The sequence below is a fragment of the Paenibacillus sp. FSL P2-0173 genome, from assembly GCF_038008045.1.
In the GTDB taxonomy this organism is placed as follows: domain Bacteria; phylum Bacillota; class Bacilli; order Paenibacillales; family Paenibacillaceae; genus Paenibacillus; species Paenibacillus polymyxa_B.
The window spans coordinates 1,354,327-1,371,105 of record NZ_JBBOYK010000001.1 but is presented as its reverse complement, the minus strand read 5'-3'; the positions used below and the strand labels follow the sequence as shown (position 1 = coordinate 1,371,105).

Genomic DNA, 16,779 nt, shown 5'->3' with positions numbered 1-16,779 from the left:
TGAATAATACGGGCAGGGGGTTAAGTGTACTCTGTGCCCGCCTTCATGTACAATAATAGGAAACATGTTGCTATCTAGGAGGTTTACAGAGCTATGCCCGTACGTCAAGAATCTGTGCAGATTGTATCTGCAATCCGTTCTAATCTGGAATCATGTATATTAGGTAAATCCTTTGAAATAAAATTACTGCTTACGGCTATGCTGGCGGGTGGACACATTCTGATCGAGGACGTTCCGGGTACGGGGAAAACGCAAATGATCAAGGCGCTTGCCAAATCCATGCGCGGTGATTACCGCCGTGTTCAATGTAATCCTGATATTCTCCCGAGTGATATTACAGGGGTATCCATATTTCATCCACGGGACGAGCGTTTTTATTTCCGTCCGGGTCCTGTGATGACTAATATTTTGCTGGCGGACGAAATTAACCGAGCGACGACGAAAACCCAGTCGGCTCTGCTGGAGGTTATGGAGGAACGCAGTGTGACGGTGGATGGGGACACGCATATGTTGCCTCATCCTTTTATGCTGTGTGCGACACAAAATCCGATTGATTTTGAAGGCACTTATATGCTGCCGGAAGCACAGTTAGATCGTTTTATGCTCAAAATCAGCTTGGGTTATCCTGACATGGAGACGGAGCGAAACATGCTGCTTCATCATCAGGCAGGCCAGCCAGCAGACCGTCTGGAGGCTGTAGCTCATATGGAGCAGGTTGCTGACATCCAGCAGGAAATTAGAGGAATTTATATGGACGAAGCAGTGACGTCCTATTTACTTGATATCGTGCGTGCGACAAGAGAACATCCATCCGTGCTGCTGGGAGCTAGCCCCCGGGCGGCGCTTGCTTTTGTAATGGCTGCGAAGGCATACGCTTTTCTGGACAACCGTGACTATGTGCTGCCTGATGATGTCAAGGCGCTGGCACCTTATGTGCTAACGCATCGTTTGTTGCTGCGTCCCGAGGCGCGTCTGGACAGTTCCAATGCCCAGTCCGTGCTCCAAGCTGTCCTTCGGCAGGTTCATGTACCCGTACGAATGGAGCGTCCTTAGGGAATGAATATGGTCAAAAGGAAGCGCAGGCTTCCCCGGCTGTCAGGCCGCATCTGGCTTCTGGTGGTCATATGGGTGGTGTGCCTGCTATATTTGTTGTTTCAGGGCGGCAAGACGTCGGTCATGCTGTTGTCTATGGTTACGCTGTTAATCGTTTATTTAGGGATCGTTGGTCTGAGTGGAGTTCGCCGTGTGCAAGGCTCCCGGCAGCTTTCGCAAGGCTCGGAGTTTGGAGAACTGCTGCATGCGGGAGATCAGGTGCATGTAAAGCTGAGCCTCAGCATTCCTGGTTTTCTTCCGTTACCCTATGTCATTGTCCGTGAGGTCCTCAAGCGGCATACAGGTGAATCCTGGTCGTTTGAGGACAGTGTCATTCCTAGTCTAAAAGGGGGCGGTCAGCTTACATTTCAGACTCCCGCTTTAGAGCGAGGAAGCTACCACTTTGAGGAAACTGAATGTGTGAGTGAGGACATCTTCGGTCTGTTGGAGCACAAAGGCAGCTTGAACGCACGCGGTGAATTTCGGGTGCTGCCCCGAACGGTATTCATTCCGTATTGGCAGATGAATGACCGTCGCTCAAGGATGTCTGGACCGCAGACCGTTCAAACTCGAACGCGGCGTGAGACGACACAAATTAACGGTGTACGGGACTATGTATATGGAGATCGGTTTTCGCGCATCCATTGGAATGCGACGGCTCGTACAGGTAGCTGGAAATCCAAGGAATTTGAGCATGAGACCGTTCCAAAAACGATGCTTGTGCTGGACGTACACATGAAGCATTATGTAAACGCCGAACAGTTTGAGCTAGCTGTATCCTCCACCGCTTCATTGCTGGAATATGGTGGACGGGAGCGAATGGGGGTTGGATTGTGCACAGCTGGAGAAAAAGGCACTGTCTTTCAGCCAAGTGAGCAGACAATGGAACGACAACGAATGATGCATCACTTGGTAGACATACACACAACTTCACAAGGTAGCTTGAAATCCGCTGTAGAAAGCAGTGTGCGCCAGTTTCCGCAAGGCTGTTATTTTATACTGATTAGTCCGCTGAATGATTATCAGGCGATGGAGCTTCTTCGTTGGGCCGATACCCGAGGGATGACTCCGTGCCATGTCTATATCGGAGAAGGTTCTGCTGAGGGAGAAGCTGAAAAATGGATGAGCATGCTTCGTGCAAGGGGAATCAAGGGCTACGATGTTGAGAGCCTTGAAGAGCTCCCGGCTGTAATGGGGGGAGGGACACTATGAAGAGCTGGTTACAATCGTTAAAGGGTTCCTGGGCCCCCGCTTTTACATTTTTATGGATTATTATTATTGCCATGCAATGGGTTTCTTTTGCTTCCGAATTATGGCTGGAAGAGACAAGAGCACTTGTACTGATGACCATTACAATGCTGGCTCTGGTGAAGATTGTACTACCATTTCGTCCTTGGATTGAATTTATTGTTAAGGCGGCGGCGCTGTTTTTTATTTTGTATCGGACATTGGTGTCTTACTCCATCATTATCCCCTTCGGAGGGGTAGCCAATCGCCTGGACCAATTTATATCCAATATGTCTCCTTATATTTGGTTTTCCCTCATCGCTTGGCTAGTTATTGAAATGGTGCCGCTCATCGTTACAACGAAACAGCGGATTCTTGTTTTTGTGGGTATTAATATCGCCGCGCTGGCAGTGCTTGATTCCTTTACGCCAACTGTGCTGTGGGAGGAGGTTGCCTGGATCGTCTTTGCTGGTATGGGTTGGCTAGTGACACAGCATCTGCAGTATTTTCGGCAGCATTATCCTCAAGGGTGGAAGCATATTCGACGCTATCCATATAAAATAGCAGCCAATATTGCGGTCATTTTTGCGCTCATTATTATGGCTGGTGTCAATATGCCCGAGGTACAGCCAGCTTTGACGGATCCCTATACAGCGTGGACCCAGAGAAATAGCTCAACCACCGCCGGGATTAGCAATGGATCTGGGGCACTGAATCAGCGGATGAACACCGCATCAGGGTATAGTCGCCAGGATAATCGGTTGGGTGGAGGTTTTAATTTTGATTATTCTCCTGTCATGACCATCACGACCACTCAACGAAGCTATTGGCGGGGGGAAACGAAACGAACCTATTCCGGTACAGGCTGGAGTGACGGGGGAAACGATGATCAAACGCTAAATGATGTGCCGATGACCGCAGAGCTTGAAAACACACAAGAAACGCGGCATTCGACTGAGCAGGTCGTTCAGACCATTACGATGCAAAATGACCAGAGCTATCCTGTTCTGTTTGGCGCCTATTCGGTGCAGCGTGTTCAATCGGTGGACAGAGATTCACGGGCAGATGGGTTACATTGGAACCCGGAACAGGCGGAACTGCTTTGGAATCCATCCTCCCGAAGAACTGCTTATCCTAAAACGTATACTCTGGTATCACATGTCCCTGTGATCCCTGAGAAAGAGCTACGCACAAAAACTTTTAATGAGTTGTACAGAAAAAACAAACAGGAAGCCTATCTACAAATTCCAGATGAGTTACCACGGCGGGTTCGTGATTTGGCTCAGAACGTAACGTCAACGGCGAAAACGCCATATGAAAAAGTCGGATTACTACAGCAGTATTTGCAGCAAAATTATGCATATACGAACAATCCGGACCTCTCACGGAAAAGAAGCAGAGATTTTGTGGATGCCTTTCTGTTTGAGATTCGGGAGGGCTATTGCGATTATTATTCCACCTCATTAGTCATGATGGCTCGCTCTGTTGGGGTTCCAGCCCGTTGGGTTAAAGGGTATGCACCTGGTCAGCAGACGTTTTCAGATGATGCAACAACGGGCGAAGGTGACGAAAATATGTCCTCTTACTCCGTGACAAATGCGGATGCTCATTCCTGGGCGGAAGTATATTTAGGTGAATACGGTTGGGTTCCTGTAGAAGCTACGCCTGGCTTTGATATGCCGCTGCTTACGGAACAGGAGGATTCAAAGACTCCAGAAGCCCCAGAGGTTAAAGATCAGCCTGAACCAGAACAGCCTGAGCAGAACCCGCAGACTGATCCGGAGGAAGGTTCAAAGATTCATCCTGTAATCATAGGTTCTGCTGCTGCAATTCTGCTGCTGTGGGCTGCTTATATCGTCTGGCGTAATCGGGCAGACATTCACTTTTATCTGCTGCGTTTACGCAGAGGTAAGCCGCTGACCCCGGATGAAAAGGTGGTCGTCGAAACTGAGCACTGGTTAAGGTACATGCGAAGAAAGGGATTTGTCCGCGCCAGTCACGAGACGCTGAGGGAATCAGTTGATAGATGGTCGCTAGAAGTACCGGAACAAGCTTCTATTTTACATCAGCTGCTTGGACGATTTGAACAAGCGCGTTATAGTCCCTCATCCGTAACCGCAGAAGATTGGCATATGGTTCGCCAGCAGGCCTCTCTGTTACACAAAGAAGGATGGATAAAACGATGGGCTGGACGAAAAGCTGCGACGGATCAGAAGGATCAAGACTAGTCTATTTTTGATTTGGTTCAATTTGCCGTCTATTTTAATCTTTAGCTATATATTTAGTGAAAAAGCTGTCCGTTTGTTGCGGATAGCTTTTTACTAAGCCATAGTAATATGGTATAGTTTGTCGTATGAAACTGAGGTGACCGACGTTGTTTGAAATGCTGATGCCCAAATTACGGGTGAATACCGTCTTTGATATTGATCTCGAAGGCTTGTATGCTCAAGGATATCGCGGCATTATTACGGATCTGGATAACACGCTGGTCGGCGCAAAAGCGCCGAATGCGACTCCCGAGCTGGTGGCCTGGTTTGAGAAGGTCAAACAGGCGGGTTTTAAGCTTGTCATCGTGTCTAACAACAATATGGACCGTGTATCCGTGTTTGCTACGCCTTTGGACATTGAATTTATACATGCCGCACGGAAGCCTTCCAACTCGTCTTTTCGTAGAGCCATCCGTATGATGGGGCTGACTCCGGAAGAGACTATTATGGTCGGAGACCAAATGTTGACGGACGTATTGGGAGGTAACCGACTGGGATTGCATACGGTGTTGGTGCTACCGATATCCATTCATGATGAAGGAGTCATGACCCGATTTAATCGGCGGTTGGAGCGAATCGCGCTCACAAGGTTACGTAAGAAAGGCTTATGGCTTGAGGAGGAAAAGAAGAATGACTGAAAGACCTGACGGCGGCACTGCCGTCAAATGTAGTGGTTGCGGTATCACCGTGCAGACCACTAGCCCGGAGCTTCCGGGATATATTCCTGAAAAATTGCTTACTCGCGAACCTGTCATCTGTCAGCGTTGCTTCCGGATCAAAAACTATAATGAGACGTCTTCAGTGACGGTGGATCAAGATGAGTTCTTGAAGCTGCTCAGTCAAATTGGTGACAAGAATGCGCTCGTCATCCACATTGTAGATATTTTTGATTTTGAAGGTAGCTTGATTTCCGGTTTGCAACGCTTTGTAGGCTCCAATCCGGTTATACTGGCTGTGAACAAGACCGATTTGCTGCCTAAGGTAACGAATTGGAACAAGGTGCGTAACTGGGTACAAAAGCAAGCGAAGGAGCAAGGACTACGCACAGAAGAAATCGTACTGTGCTCAGCTAAGAAAAATCAGGGCTTTGACCGTCTGTTGGATGTGGTATCTGAGCTCCGTGGTAACCGCGATGTATATGTGGTCGGAGCGACAAATGTGGGTAAATCCACGCTCATTAACCGCTTGATTCGTGATTATAGCGATATGGAGCAGGAACTTACAACGTCCCGTTACCCGGGGACTACACTCGATATGGTGAATATTCCGCTCGACGACGGCAAGCACATTATTGATACTCCGGGTATTGTATACCCTTGGCGATTCAGTGAGATTGTCTCCCGTCAGGACTTGAGTGCTATTATGCCGGACAAGCCGCTGAAGCCTGCTGCGTATCAGCTTGATGCCGGACAAACATTGTTTTTCGGCGGTATGGCTCGATTTGATTTTGTGGAGGGTCAGCACCAATCATTTACCTGCTACATTAACGGTGGTCTTAAAATACATCGCACGAAGCTGGAGCGGGCTGATCAGTTGTTCGCTGATCATGCCGGGGAATTGTTATCTCCGCCAACACGCGATCAATTGGCAGAAATGCCGGAATGGACAAGACATGAGTTCCGCGTTCCACGCAAATCTCCATCGGACATCTACATTTCCGGTTTGGGATGGATCAGAGTGAATAGCGAGAACGGAGCTCTGGTTGCGGTTCATGCTCCTCGGGGAGTCCGTGTGCTTTTGCGGCCTGCGTTGATATAACGTTGCTGTAACCATGTTATAGGGCGGCAAGGAACAGGTACTGGTTCCTGCCGCCATTCATGTATTTGTGCGGCCTAATATTTTGCAATATGGGGGAGAGCAACGATGAACAGCGGGGAGTCTGAAGCGACCGAACAAGGTCTTGTACTATTGGGCGTATTGGGTGATCCGATCAAGCACTCCAAATCGCCTCTTATGCATAAAATAGCTTTACAGGCAGCGGGGATTGAAGGAGATTTTGTACCTCTTCATGTCAAACCGGATCAGCTGGAAGATGCCATGAAGGGGATTTGCGCTATGCATTTCCGCGGAGTCAATGTGACGATTCCCCATAAAGTCGAGGTTATGAAATATCTGGATGAGATTGATGAAGGGGCCAGACTCATTGGCGCTGTCAATACGATAGTGAATGACAATGGACGGCTCAAGGGCTATAACACGGACGGAATTGGCTACGTACGTTCCCTCAAAGAAGAGACTTCTGTCGATTTGAAGGGCGCAAGAATTGCTGTTCTTGGAGCCGGAGGGGCTGCTCGTGGCGTAATTCATGCTCTATTGGAGGAGCAACCGGAATCGGTTATTATTTTGAACCGAACACGTGACAAAGCTGAGCAACTGGCATTAGAGTGGACGACGGAGGCGATCCCAGTGAGGGGTTATTCTAACGAGGATGCCAAGAGCGTGCTCGCCACAGTGAATGTGTTGATTAACACAACCTCGGTGGGAATGTCCCCTTTATCGGATGAACTTCCACTGGAAACGAGCTTGATTCCGGAGGGAATCATTGTGAGTGATTTGATCTACAATCCGCTGGAAACGAGACTTTTACGGGAAAGCCGTGAACAGCGCGGCTGCACTGTACATGGGGGCTTGGGCATGTTCGTGTACCAGGGGGCTGTGGCTTTTGAGTATTTCACAGGGGTTGTCCCTGCTGTAGAGCAAATGAGAGCGGCTGTGCTGAGTAGCCTGTCGTAAGTAAGATTGTACATTAAAATTATGGAAATGCTGCATTGCATATGTGGCGACGAAGGGGTTAAATATACATGTTAACAGGTAAACAAAAAAGATATTTGCGTTCAATGGCGCATCATTTGGACCCGGTTTTTCAAGTAGGCAAAAACGGTACGAATGAGCATCTTATGCGTCACATCAACGATGCGATTGAAAAGCGTGAGCTGATGAAAGTGCAAATTTTGAACAACTGTTTGGACGACAAACATGAAATTGCGGAAGAACTGGCCGCGGAGACAGGTTCTGAGCTTGTTCAGATCATCGGGAGCACTATTATTTTGTACAAAGAATCCCGTGATCATAAGGAAATCGAGTTGCCTAGAGGATAACACGCGGGGAGAAAATTATGAAAATCGGTATTATGGGTGGTACATTTGACCCAATTCATATTGGACATCTGCTGGCTGGAGAAGCGGCAAGAGATGCCTATGATCTGGATCAAGTATGGTTTATGCCTTCTCATATTCCTCCGCACAAGCATCAGGCGGGGGCGAGCGGTAAGGAGCGTCTGGAGATGACGAGTGAAGCGGTAGCGGGTCATCCTGCTTTTGAAGTGCTGGATATTGAAGTGCTTCGCGGGGGAGTATCCTATACCATTGACACGATCAAGGAGCTTCAGGAGTTGCACTCTGCTGTGGATTTTTATTTTATTATTGGTGCGGATATGGTGAACTACTTGCCTCATTGGCAGGGAATTGAGGAACTGGCGCAGCGAATTTATTTTATTGGTGTTCGGCGCCCAGGGTTCCAGCTTGCGTTGGATGAGTTGCCGCATTATTTGCAGGACAAGGTACTGCTGGCGGATATGCCAGTGGTGGACATTTCGTCGACGGATATTCGAGAGCGTGCTGCGGAAGGGCGTACCATCCGTTATCTTGTGCCTGATCGTGTGCATGACTATATTACAAGGGGCGGTTTGTATGAAGTACAGCCGTGAGCAATTAATGGAAGCCGTATCTGGTCAAATGCCTGAAAAGCGCTGGAAGCACACACTAGGTGTTATGCATACCTCAGTTGAGCTTGCGCAGCGATATGGAGCAGATCCGGATAAGGCCGAACTGGCGGCTATTTTGCATGATGTAGCGAAATATTGGCCTGTCCAGCAGATGGAAGAGGTGATTCGCAGTCATCCCGAATGTGATCAGGAGCTTTTGGAACATGACAAGCAGCTCTGGCATTCAGAGGTAGGATACTGCGTTGCAGCAAGAGATTACGGAGTGGATGATCCGGAAATAAGGAATGCGATCCGCTGGCATACGTCAGGACGCGTAGGTATGAGCCTGCTGGATAAAGTCGTGTGTCTCGCTGATTACATCGAACCGGGACGGGATTTTCCGGGGGTTGAGCATATCCGTAAACAGGCAAAGAAAAGCTTGGAGCAGGGCCTTATCGCTGGATTTGACTCCACGATTACATTGTTGCTGGAAAAGAAAAAGGTTATTTTTCCACTGACAGTCTTGTCGCGCAATGACTTGATTCAACAACTAAAACAGAGAAAAACGGAGGTTCATGAATGACCCTAACTAATGAGCAATTAATGCAAACAGCGGTTGATGCTGCAAATGATAAAAAGGCAATGAATATTGTCGCACTGGATTTGCGGGGAATATCACTAGTAGCTGATTATTTTGTCATCTGCCACGGTAATTCGGATACACAGGTACAGGCGATTGCAACAGAAATTCGCAAACGCGCTCATGATGAAGGTGTAACCATCAAAGGAATCGAAGGAATGGATTCCGCCCGTTGGGTGCTAATGGATTTGGGGGATGTCGTAGTGCATGTCTTCCATCGCGACGAGCGCGAATACTATAACATTGAACGACTCTGGTCGGATGCTAAGGTTGTGGAAAAGGTATGAGTTTGATCGCCGGTACTTATGTCACCATTATGGTGGATCGTGAGGTATCTCCTTTCGGTTATTTTCTCACTGTTGGTGAGCAGGATGTGCTGCTGCATTATACGGAGCTGACACGTGAAATCGAAGTTGGTGAACGGTTGGAGGTATTTATTTTTCACGATACAGAGGACCGTTTGGCCGCAACTATGAAAAAGCCGTTCTTGTCGTTGGGCGAAATGGCAAAGCTTGAGGTGGCCGATGTGCATCCGCGTTTGGGTTGTTTCCTGGAGATGGGATTGGGTCGTCAGCTTTTGCTGCCGATTCGTGAGTTGCCAGAAAACCGAGATTTGCATCCTCGTGTGGGCGACTACGTGTATGCCATTATGGAGCATGACAAGCAAGGCAGACTGCGGGCTAAGCTGGCAGGGGAACAGGAGCTGGCTCCGTTGTGCTTCCACGCCCCTGATTCGTGGCTGAATACGTGGGTGCAGGCGACTGTGTACAAGCCGCTTCAGATGGGCACATTCGTCCTGGTGAACGGAGGTGTGCTTGGTTTTGGCGCGATTGGAATGATTCATTCCTCGGAGCGTAACCGGATGCTTCGCTTGGGCGAAGAGGTCAAGGTACGGGTCACGCTTGTTCGGGAAGACGGTCGGGTCAATCTGGCGATGTCACCACGCAAGGAAGTAGGCCGTGATGAGGATGCGGAGCGGTTGATTGCTTTTCTGAAAGAGCGTCCGGGCGGCGGCATGCCTTATTCCGACGCAACACCGCCGGATATTATCAAGCAACGGTTTGGTATCAGTAAATCCGCCTTCAAGCGTGCGATGGGCAAGCTGATGAAGGAAGGACTGGTTACACAAAAGGAAAACTGGACCTACCTGGTGGAGAATATACCTGAACCGAAGGACGGGAATGGGGAATAAAAAATGGCTTCTTACCGGAAGTTTGCCTATGTGTATGATGAGCTGATGCAGGACATGCCGTACCCGGACTGGTTGCGCTTTGCACGGCAGGCTTGGGATCAGTACGGTATGCCTCATACGGTGGCCGAGCTGGGCTGCGGAACGGGTTCAATTACGATCCCCCTGGTTAACTCGGGCTTCGAGGTGGCTGGAATCGACTTATCCTCTGACATGCTGGCAGTAGCCCGTCGCAAAATGGAAACCACTCCACAGGGACAGCGATTGTTTCGTGAGGGAAGCGTTCGCTGGATACAGCAGGATATGAGAGAATGGATTTTACCCGAGCCTGTGGATTCTGTAATTTCTTTTTGCGATTGTCTGAATTACTTGTTGGAGGAAGAAGATATAATTTCTACTTTTCGCAGAACGCATGCTGGTCTAAAGCCTGGCGGAACCTTCTTGTTCGATGTACATCATCCTCAGACGTTTTTACGTTATGATGAAGAGCAGCCTTTCGTACTGGATGAACGCTCTATCTCGTATATCTGGACATGTGCGTTGGACACTCCCCGTTGTGAAATTGAGCATCATCTTAGTATCTTTGCGAAAGCAGAACAAGAAGGACGCGATCTATACCAGCGTTTCGAGGAAATACATGTTCAACGTGCCTATGACCCAGACTGGATGAAGGCAGAATTGTCCAAAGCGGGTTTTCGTGATGTGAAGGTATATGCGGATTTTGAATGGGTAGAAGCAGAAGATGACGCGGCGAGACTGTTTTATGTTGCTGTAAAATAGCAAGGCTTCATTTAGCGAGTATGGGAAAAGAAAGACGCTTTTCATGATGACATGAAGGGCGTCTTTTTGCACTCATATATTCACTTTATAGCTCAGCTGAAGCTCATCACCCGGTACACCCCGAATGCCCCAGTTCTGTTTGGGTGTTTCAAATATAGTAATCTCAAGATCCTGTGGAGAAATACCCAAAAGATCGTTAATTCTTTGGAATAACAGGTTAATGAGTTGCTTCTTAGCTTCTGTCGTTCTGCCTTCAAAGATACTGATTTCAATAATGGTGTACGCCTCAGAGCGACCATCGGCATATATAAAGTCTTCCTGATCCATAGGAAAAAAACGTTGAAACCTCTTGTCAGGAGGATATTTGAACGCATCCACCACAGCAGAATGAATCACCTCTGAAAGTTGCTTTTTGATTGGATTTAGAGTTTCTTTTATTCCGTAAATTTTAATCTGTGCCATTTCTCAGCTCACCTTTCTTATCTCAACTCATCTCAACTTGAAGCGATTTAATTCGAAATCATTATAAAACATTCGTATGCATGTGTCATGAACAATTAGTATGAAGAGGGTCTTTAACACCAAAGGTAGTCCTTATTTGACTTTTTTCGCGGTTTTCAATATAATAGTGCCATTATTAACGGTTAAACAATCGCTGATGAGGAATAGTAGCTTTGTCTGGACATGTAGAGAGCTGGCGGGTGGTGCAAGCCGGTTGACAGTGCAAAGTGAACTCGCCTCGGAGATATGCGTCCAACGCAGGAACGCCCTATACAGGTGCTTGTATCCTGTTATTAACCCGCATCGGATCACCTCCGTTATCAGGTGCAAAGGGAGTAGAACGCGAAGAACGCTTTCTGCTAACTAGGGTGGTACCACGGGAATATAACCTCTCGTCCCTAGCGCTGACACGCTACGGGATGCAGAGGTTTTTTTGTTGCATACCGTTTGAGGAGGAAAAGACAATGACAGACACACAGCCGAAGCACGGCTATCAACCGCAAAGTATTGAACCAAAATGGCAGAAATATTGGGATGAGAACAAGACGTTCCGTACCGGGGAAGAGCCGGGCAAACCGAAGTTTTATGCTTTGGATATGTTTCCGTACCCATCTGGAGCCGGCCTACATGTAGGCCACCCAGAGGGCTACACAGCTACGGATATTGTTTCACGATATAAAAGAATGCGCGGCTACAACGTACTGCATCCGATGGGTTGGGACGCCTTCGGTCTGCCTGCCGAGCAGCATGCGCTGGATACAGGGGAGCACCCACGCGAAATTACGGTGAAAAATGTAAATAACTTCCGCCGTCAAATCAAATCGCTCGGCTTCTCCTACGACTGGGATCGTGAAATCAGCACGACGGATCCTGATTATTACAAATGGACACAGTGGATCTTCATCCAGCTGTACAAGCGCGGTCTTGCATATGTAGCTGAAGTACCTGTGAACTGGTGCCCGGCGCTGGGAACGGTGCTAGCGAATGAAGAAGTTATTGACGGTAAGAGTGAGCGTGGCGGTCATCCGGTCGTCCGTAAACCAATGCGTCAATGGATGCTGAAAATTACGGAATACGCGGATCGTCTGCTGGAGGATCTGGAGGAACTGGATTGGTCTGAGAGTATTAAGGATATGCAGCGGAACTGGATCGGTAAGTCTACCGGGGCAGAGGTTCGTTTTCCAATTGAAGGCTATGACGAGCAACTCACAGTATTTACAACCCGTCCAGATACACTGTTCGGCGCAAGCTACTGTGTGCTGGCACCAGAGCAGGAATTGGTGGATATTATCACTACGCCTGAGCAAAAGGATGCTGTACAACAGTACCGTGAACAAGCTGCTCGTAAAAGCGATCTGGAGCGTACGGATCTGGCCAAGGATAAAACAGGCGTATTCACAGGAGCTTATGCAGTGAACCCGGTGAACGGCGAAAAGCTGCCGATCTGGATTGCTGACTATGTACTTGCAGGCTACGGAACTGGAGCGATTATGGCTGTACCTGCTCACGATGCGCGTGACTGGGAATTTGCCAAGCAATTCGGATTGAATATCATTGAGGTTGTCCAAGGTGGAGATGTGGCTAATGAGCCATATACTGAGGATGGACCGCACGTCAATTCCGGCCCGCTGAATGGACTTACCAACGAGGAAGCGATTCCGAAGATGATTGAATGGCTGGAAGCCGAGGGCAAAGGACACGGCAAAGTCACCTATCGCCTGCGTGACTGGCTGTTCAGCCGTCAACGCTATTGGGGCGAGCCGATTCCGGTAATTCATCTGGAGGATGGAACGATCAAAACGGTTCCTGAGGACCAACTTCCGCTCGTACTGCCGGAGATGGACAATATCAAGCCTTCAGGTACAGGTGAATCCCCGCTGGCGAACGCAACAGATTGGATCGAAACCATTGATCCTGAGACAGGTATGAAAGCACGCCGCGAGACAAATACAATGCCGCAATGGGCAGGCAGTTGCTGGTATTACCTGCGCTTTATTGATCCGAAAAATGACAAAGAGCTTGTATCCAAAGAGAAACAACGTGAATGGATGCCTGTTGATTTGTATATTGGCGGAGCGGAACATGCGGTTCTTCACTTGCTGTATGCCCGTTTCTGGCATAAGGTACTGTATGATATCGGCGTAGTGGAAACGAAAGAGCCTTTTTATAAGCTGGTCAACCAGGGTATGATTTTGGGCAACAACAATGAAAAAATGAGTAAATCACGCGGTAATGTCATTAATCCTGATGATATTGTCAATACGTTTGGCGCCGATACGCTGCGTATTTATGAGATGTTTATGGGGCCGCTGGAAGCGACCAAGCCATGGAATGAGAATGGGGTAGAGGGAGCACATCGTTTTCTGTCCCGCGTATGGCGCCTGTTTGTTTCCGAGGATGGTAGCCTGAACGATAAAATTACAAATGACGGCGGTAGCGATGAGTTCAATCGTACTTGGCATAAAACGCTGAAAAAAGTAACCGAAGATCTGGATGCACTGCGCTTCAATACAGCGATCAGCCAGCTGATGATCTTCACCAACGATGCATACAAAGCAGACCTTCTGCCGCGTGCAGCAATGGAAAACTTCGTGCAAATGCTGTCGCCGCTTGCACCCCATCTGGCCGAGGAATTGTGGCAGCTGCTGGGGCACAATGATAGCATTACCTACGCGGCCTGGCCTGCTTATGATGAAGCATGGACGGTGGACGCCGAAGTGGAAATTGTTGTGCAAGTGAATGGTAAAATTGTGCAGCGTGCAACGATTGCCAAGGATCTTGATGCTAAAGCGATGGAAGCATTCGCTGTGTCGTTGGACAATGTTCAGCAGGCACTGGCCGGCAAAACGATCCGCAAGGTAATTGCTGTACCAGGTAAGCTGGTTAATATTGTTGCCGGTTAATTGGCTTTAAGCCGAAGGAGACATCCACCTTTTGCATGTCTTCTTCATACTTGTTGTGCGTGGCCTGTATCAGCTCGGGAAAGACACTATGCAGGCTGATGTCCAACAGTGCGAGAGCTTCGGCAGTAATACCTCCGGGAACCGCCACTCTGGCCTGTAACTCGGCTGGTGTCATCCCGCCTTCCGTGAGCAGCTTTCCAGTGCCGATGATCATTTCACCGGCCAGGGCGCATAGCTCCGTACGGTCTATACCTGTAGCTTGAACTGCGGCTTGAATCCACTGGTCCATAAAAAAGGCCAAGAAAGCAGGACCGCAACTCGAAAAATCCGACGTGATTCGAGTATAAGATTCTTTAACCCGAATCGGCCTGCTGATGTGGGACATAAGCTCTTCCAGAAGGGTGCGGTCCTCCTCTGTAATCCGGCTTCCATGGATGCATAGTGAGGCTCCGCTGCCCACTTGGTGGGTGATACTGGGAATAATTTTGGACACTTTGGCTTTCAGTGCATGCTCCAAAATACGAATCTGCACCGGGCTTGTGATAGATACGACGATTTGCTCTTCTGTAATGACGTTGCGTATTTCATCCGTTACGGCTTTTGATTCCAGCGGCTTCACACAGATAAACAAAACATCGCTTTCCGCTGCCGTTTCACGGTTGCTTTGGGCTGCATGCAAACCTGGATAACGACGGGCTAGCTCGGTTACCTTGGAATGCGTTCGATTGCTTGCTGATATTTGCTGCGGCTTGAGTGCGTTAGAATTAATAAAAGACTCAATTAGCAGACTTCCCATGCTGCCAGTCCCGATAAATCCAACTTTCATTGTTCAACGTCCTCCTTTCATACTTTGCGGTATAGACGCTGTGCTGTCAGCTGTCATTCTTCTTAGTGTATGCGCCTGGTCTTGGCCGACATGACGAATTTTATGTCTGAGCATGTTAGATCGTGCCCGGGGTCGTACCACTTTTTTGTAAAAATGCTCACAGCGAGACCGTATGGAGGTTGTTTGCACCCTCCGGTTTAACGGGAATTGAACAGACTTGCTCTGTTTGATTGAGACGGTGTTTTCAGTCGGCTCAATTTCCCGAAATCCATGTGGAGTAGGGGACGATACGGAAATGAAACGCGTATGGACAGGAACAGCGATAACGCTTGCTGTAATCGGGAGTGGACTTATTTTATTTGCCGGAGGACAGCGCTCTGAGCCGCAAGAAGAGTGGACTTTACTTAACCATAAGGTGGAGCAGGCTGTGGCGATGGATTCAGAGCCAAATGAGTCGCAGCGCAGCAGTGACTATGCCCAGAAAAAGCCTGCTGTAAAAGAACCCTCAGACAAAGCTGAGCGCAGTAGGAATGCCGAAGCCGCTGACAATGTGAAACGTGATACTGTGCAGATTTCTACTGGTGTATCTGCTGCTGCGAATCCGAGCTCAGACACAGGTATTGTTAGTTCGAGTGGTGCAACGACGAGTAGGACCAATACGGTAAGTGATTCGGTTACTACACCCGTTTCCGGCGAAAAAAAGGTAAACATCAACACGGCGACTGCTGCCGAGTTAATGGAGCTACCAGGGGTTGGGGCTAAAAAAGCCGAGGCTATTTTGAACTACCGTAATCAGCATGGGGCGTTCAAACGTGTGAACGATTTGGATCATGTAAAGGGAATCGGAGCTAAAATGTTGGCGAAAATGAAGCCGTATGTCAGCTTGTAACTTATATAAGATTACAATGTACAGGCCCTGAGAACGGCGGTAGCGGATATGGTTTACGTTTTAACTTGTTTATACGGGAGAGATGGAAATGAGTGCAGATGTACGCAAGGACTGGGACACCTATTTCATGGATATCGCTTATATGGTATCCACCCGTTCGCGCTGTGCGCGGCGTCATGTTGGAGCCGTACTTGTACAAGGTAAAAAGCTCTTGGGGACGGCCTATAATGGAGCACCATCCGGGGTGCCTGACTGTTCTGAGGCAGGCTGTATGATCTCAGAGGAGTATGAGGTCGTTCACCGTGATGGGCGCGAGGAAATGGTTAAGAAGCAGCGTTGTATTCGCACTATTCATGCGGAGCAGAACCTGCTACTGTTTACTGACCGAATTGATCGTGAAGGCTCTTCAGTATATGTCACTGACCAGCCATGCTGGACGTGTGCCAATATGTTGGCGAACAGCGGTATTGTGGAGATTGTATACCACAGACCTTATCCCAAAGATGCCGACAAGGTTCGTGCTATGATGGAGGAAAAGGGAATCGCCTTTCGTATGCTGAAGACCTATCATCCACCGAAAGAAACGCTGATGGATGTAATGAATTAAAAAGTAAACGAGGAAGAACCTCTGACGAATGCTATTTTGTCAGAGGTTCTTTTTGTTTTGCTTATTTTGGACAAAAAGCAATGTTTGCTACCGGAAGGTGATTGTATTCAAGCTAAGCTTGTGTTAACTAGACCTATATTGACCCTTACTGTTTG

The 16,779-nt window shown here is 48.4% G+C and carries 17 protein-coding genes and 1 other annotated feature; of the genes, 15 read left to right on the top strand and 2 right to left on the bottom strand.

From position 1 onward, the window contains the following. The first annotated feature begins 93 nt into the window (after nucleotides 1-93). From MKX30_RS06035 to MKX30_RS05980, 12 genes are all read left to right on the top strand, one after another. Entirely contained in the window at nucleotides 94-1,053 is a 960-nt protein-coding gene (locus MKX30_RS06035; protein ID WP_028540432.1) for an AAA family ATPase, read from the top strand. A 3-nt stretch (nucleotides 1,054-1,056) separates the two neighbouring features. Beyond that, a complete protein-coding gene (locus MKX30_RS06030) occupies nucleotides 1,057-2,304 on the top strand; it encodes a DUF58 domain-containing protein (RefSeq protein ID WP_028540433.1) in 1,248 nt (415 codons plus the stop codon). After that, nucleotides 2,301-4,547, top strand: a complete 2,247-nt coding sequence (locus MKX30_RS06025; RefSeq protein WP_023989534.1) for a transglutaminase TgpA family protein — start codon at nucleotides 2,301-2,303, stop codon at nucleotides 4,545-4,547. Before MKX30_RS06030 ends, MKX30_RS06025 begins: the two co-directional genes overlap by 4 nt. A gap of 146 nt (nucleotides 4,548-4,693) precedes the next feature. Next, nucleotides 4,694-5,224 (top strand): YqeG family HAD IIIA-type phosphatase, encoded by a 531-nt coding sequence (locus MKX30_RS06020; RefSeq protein ID WP_013311200.1) that lies wholly within the window; start codon nucleotides 4,694-4,696, stop codon nucleotides 5,222-5,224. After that, complete coding sequence (yqeH, locus tag MKX30_RS06015) at nucleotides 5,217-6,344, top strand: ribosome biogenesis GTPase YqeH (RefSeq protein ID WP_023989533.1); 1,128 nt, start codon at nucleotides 5,217-5,219, stop codon at nucleotides 6,342-6,344. Before MKX30_RS06020 ends, yqeH begins: the two co-directional genes overlap by 8 nt. A 105-nt stretch (nucleotides 6,345-6,449) precedes the next feature. Then, nucleotides 6,450-7,319, top strand: coding sequence for a shikimate dehydrogenase (aroE, locus tag MKX30_RS06010; RefSeq protein ID WP_023989532.1), 870 nt, complete (start codon nucleotides 6,450-6,452; stop codon nucleotides 7,317-7,319). 68 nt (nucleotides 7,320-7,387) lie between these two features. Further along, nucleotides 7,388-7,684 carry a ribosome assembly RNA-binding protein YhbY gene (gene yhbY, locus MKX30_RS06005; RefSeq protein ID WP_013311197.1) on the top strand — a complete coding sequence of 99 codons (297 nt, stop codon included), beginning with the start codon at nucleotides 7,388-7,390 and terminating at the stop codon, nucleotides 7,682-7,684. 17 nt (nucleotides 7,685-7,701) lie between these two features. Then, on the top strand, nucleotides 7,702-8,292 hold the full coding sequence (gene nadD / locus MKX30_RS06000; protein WP_023989531.1) for a nicotinate-nucleotide adenylyltransferase: 591 nt from the start codon (nucleotides 7,702-7,704) through the stop codon (nucleotides 8,290-8,292). Further along, on the top strand, nucleotides 8,276-8,872 hold the full coding sequence (gene yqeK / locus MKX30_RS05995; RefSeq protein WP_023989530.1) for a bis(5'-nucleosyl)-tetraphosphatase (symmetrical) YqeK: 597 nt from the start codon (nucleotides 8,276-8,278) through the stop codon (nucleotides 8,870-8,872). Before nadD ends, yqeK begins: the two co-directional genes overlap by 17 nt. Then, nucleotides 8,869-9,216 (top strand): ribosome silencing factor, encoded by a 348-nt coding sequence (gene rsfS / locus MKX30_RS05990; RefSeq protein WP_013311194.1) that lies wholly within the window; start codon nucleotides 8,869-8,871, stop codon nucleotides 9,214-9,216. Before yqeK ends, rsfS begins: the two co-directional genes overlap by 4 nt. After that, nucleotides 9,213-10,121: a CvfB family protein gene (locus MKX30_RS05985; protein WP_023989529.1), complete on the top strand. Its 909-nt coding sequence runs from the start codon at nucleotides 9,213-9,215 to the stop codon at nucleotides 10,119-10,121. The genes rsfS and MKX30_RS05985 overlap by 4 nt, the downstream gene beginning before the upstream one ends. A 3-nt stretch (nucleotides 10,122-10,124) precedes the next feature. Next, nucleotides 10,125-10,898 (top strand): class I SAM-dependent DNA methyltransferase, encoded by a 774-nt coding sequence (locus MKX30_RS05980; protein ID WP_023989528.1) that lies wholly within the window; start codon nucleotides 10,125-10,127, stop codon nucleotides 10,896-10,898. A 72-nt stretch (nucleotides 10,899-10,970) separates the two neighbouring features. Here the strand turns inward: MKX30_RS05980 and MKX30_RS05975 are convergent, their stop codons facing one another. Next, the gene (locus tag MKX30_RS05975; protein ID WP_028540439.1) at nucleotides 10,971-11,360 is read right to left on the bottom strand and encodes a tautomerase family protein; all 390 of its coding nucleotides are present in this window, start codon (nucleotides 11,358-11,360) and stop codon (nucleotides 10,971-10,973) included. A 184-nt stretch (nucleotides 11,361-11,544) separates the two neighbouring features. Next, nucleotides 11,545-11,802 (top strand) — a binding site (T-box leader). 61 nt (nucleotides 11,803-11,863) lie between these two features. On the opposite strand from MKX30_RS05975, the gene leuS reads away from it, so the two are divergent. Further along, nucleotides 11,864-14,302 carry a leucine--tRNA ligase gene (gene leuS, locus MKX30_RS05970; RefSeq protein ID WP_023989526.1) on the top strand — a complete coding sequence of 813 codons (2,439 nt, stop codon included), beginning with the start codon at nucleotides 11,864-11,866 and terminating at the stop codon, nucleotides 14,300-14,302. Here the strand turns inward: leuS and comER are convergent. Continuing rightward, nucleotides 14,283-15,128, bottom strand: a complete 846-nt coding sequence (comER, locus tag MKX30_RS05965) for a late competence protein ComER (protein ID WP_028540440.1) — start codon at nucleotides 15,126-15,128, stop codon at nucleotides 14,283-14,285. The two genes, leuS and comER, sit on opposite strands and share 20 nt — an antisense overlap. Nucleotides 15,129-15,423: 295 nt before the next feature. Here comER and MKX30_RS05960 point away from each other — a divergent pair, with 295 nt between their 5' ends. Both MKX30_RS05960 and MKX30_RS05955 read left to right on the top strand, forming a co-directional pair. Then, nucleotides 15,424-16,017, top strand: a complete 594-nt coding sequence (locus tag MKX30_RS05960; protein ID WP_028540441.1) for a ComEA family DNA-binding protein — start codon at nucleotides 15,424-15,426, stop codon at nucleotides 16,015-16,017. Nucleotides 16,018-16,105: 88 nt separating this feature from the next. Next, the gene (locus MKX30_RS05955; protein WP_025723414.1) at nucleotides 16,106-16,624 is read left to right on the top strand and encodes a deoxycytidylate deaminase; all 519 of its coding nucleotides are present in this window, start codon (nucleotides 16,106-16,108) and stop codon (nucleotides 16,622-16,624) included. Nucleotides 16,625-16,779 lie beyond the last annotated feature (155 nt).

Coding starts and splice junctions, on each gene's coding strand:
- MKX30_RS05980 (WP_023989528.1), top strand. CDS start 10,125: ATGGCTTCTTACCGGAAGTTTGCCTATGTGTATGATGAGCTGATGCAG.
- comER (WP_028540440.1), bottom strand. CDS start 15,128: ATGAAAGTTGGATTTATCGGGACTGGCAGCATGGGAAGTCTGCTAATT.
- yhbY (WP_013311197.1), top strand. CDS start 7,388: ATGTTAACAGGTAAACAAAAAAGATATTTGCGTTCAATGGCGCATCAT.
- rsfS (WP_013311194.1), top strand. CDS start 8,869: ATGACCCTAACTAATGAGCAATTAATGCAAACAGCGGTTGATGCTGCA.
- yqeK (WP_023989530.1), top strand. CDS start 8,276: ATGAAGTACAGCCGTGAGCAATTAATGGAAGCCGTATCTGGTCAAATG.
- MKX30_RS05960 (WP_028540441.1), top strand. CDS start 15,424: ATGAAACGCGTATGGACAGGAACAGCGATAACGCTTGCTGTAATCGGG.
- MKX30_RS06035 (WP_028540432.1), top strand. CDS start 94: ATGCCCGTACGTCAAGAATCTGTGCAGATTGTATCTGCAATCCGTTCT.
- aroE (WP_023989532.1), top strand. CDS start 6,450: ATGAACAGCGGGGAGTCTGAAGCGACCGAACAAGGTCTTGTACTATTG.
- yqeH (WP_023989533.1), top strand. CDS start 5,217: ATGACTGAAAGACCTGACGGCGGCACTGCCGTCAAATGTAGTGGTTGC.
- nadD (WP_023989531.1), top strand. CDS start 7,702: ATGAAAATCGGTATTATGGGTGGTACATTTGACCCAATTCATATTGGA.
- MKX30_RS05985 (WP_023989529.1), top strand. CDS start 9,213: ATGAGTTTGATCGCCGGTACTTATGTCACCATTATGGTGGATCGTGAG.
- MKX30_RS05955 (WP_025723414.1), top strand. CDS start 16,106: ATGAGTGCAGATGTACGCAAGGACTGGGACACCTATTTCATGGATATC.
- MKX30_RS06030 (WP_028540433.1), top strand. CDS start 1,057: ATGAATATGGTCAAAAGGAAGCGCAGGCTTCCCCGGCTGTCAGGCCGC.
- MKX30_RS06025 (WP_023989534.1), top strand. CDS start 2,301: ATGAAGAGCTGGTTACAATCGTTAAAGGGTTCCTGGGCCCCCGCTTTT.
- leuS (WP_023989526.1), top strand. CDS start 11,864: ATGACAGACACACAGCCGAAGCACGGCTATCAACCGCAAAGTATTGAA.
- MKX30_RS05975 (WP_028540439.1), bottom strand. CDS start 11,360: ATGGCACAGATTAAAATTTACGGAATAAAAGAAACTCTAAATCCAATC.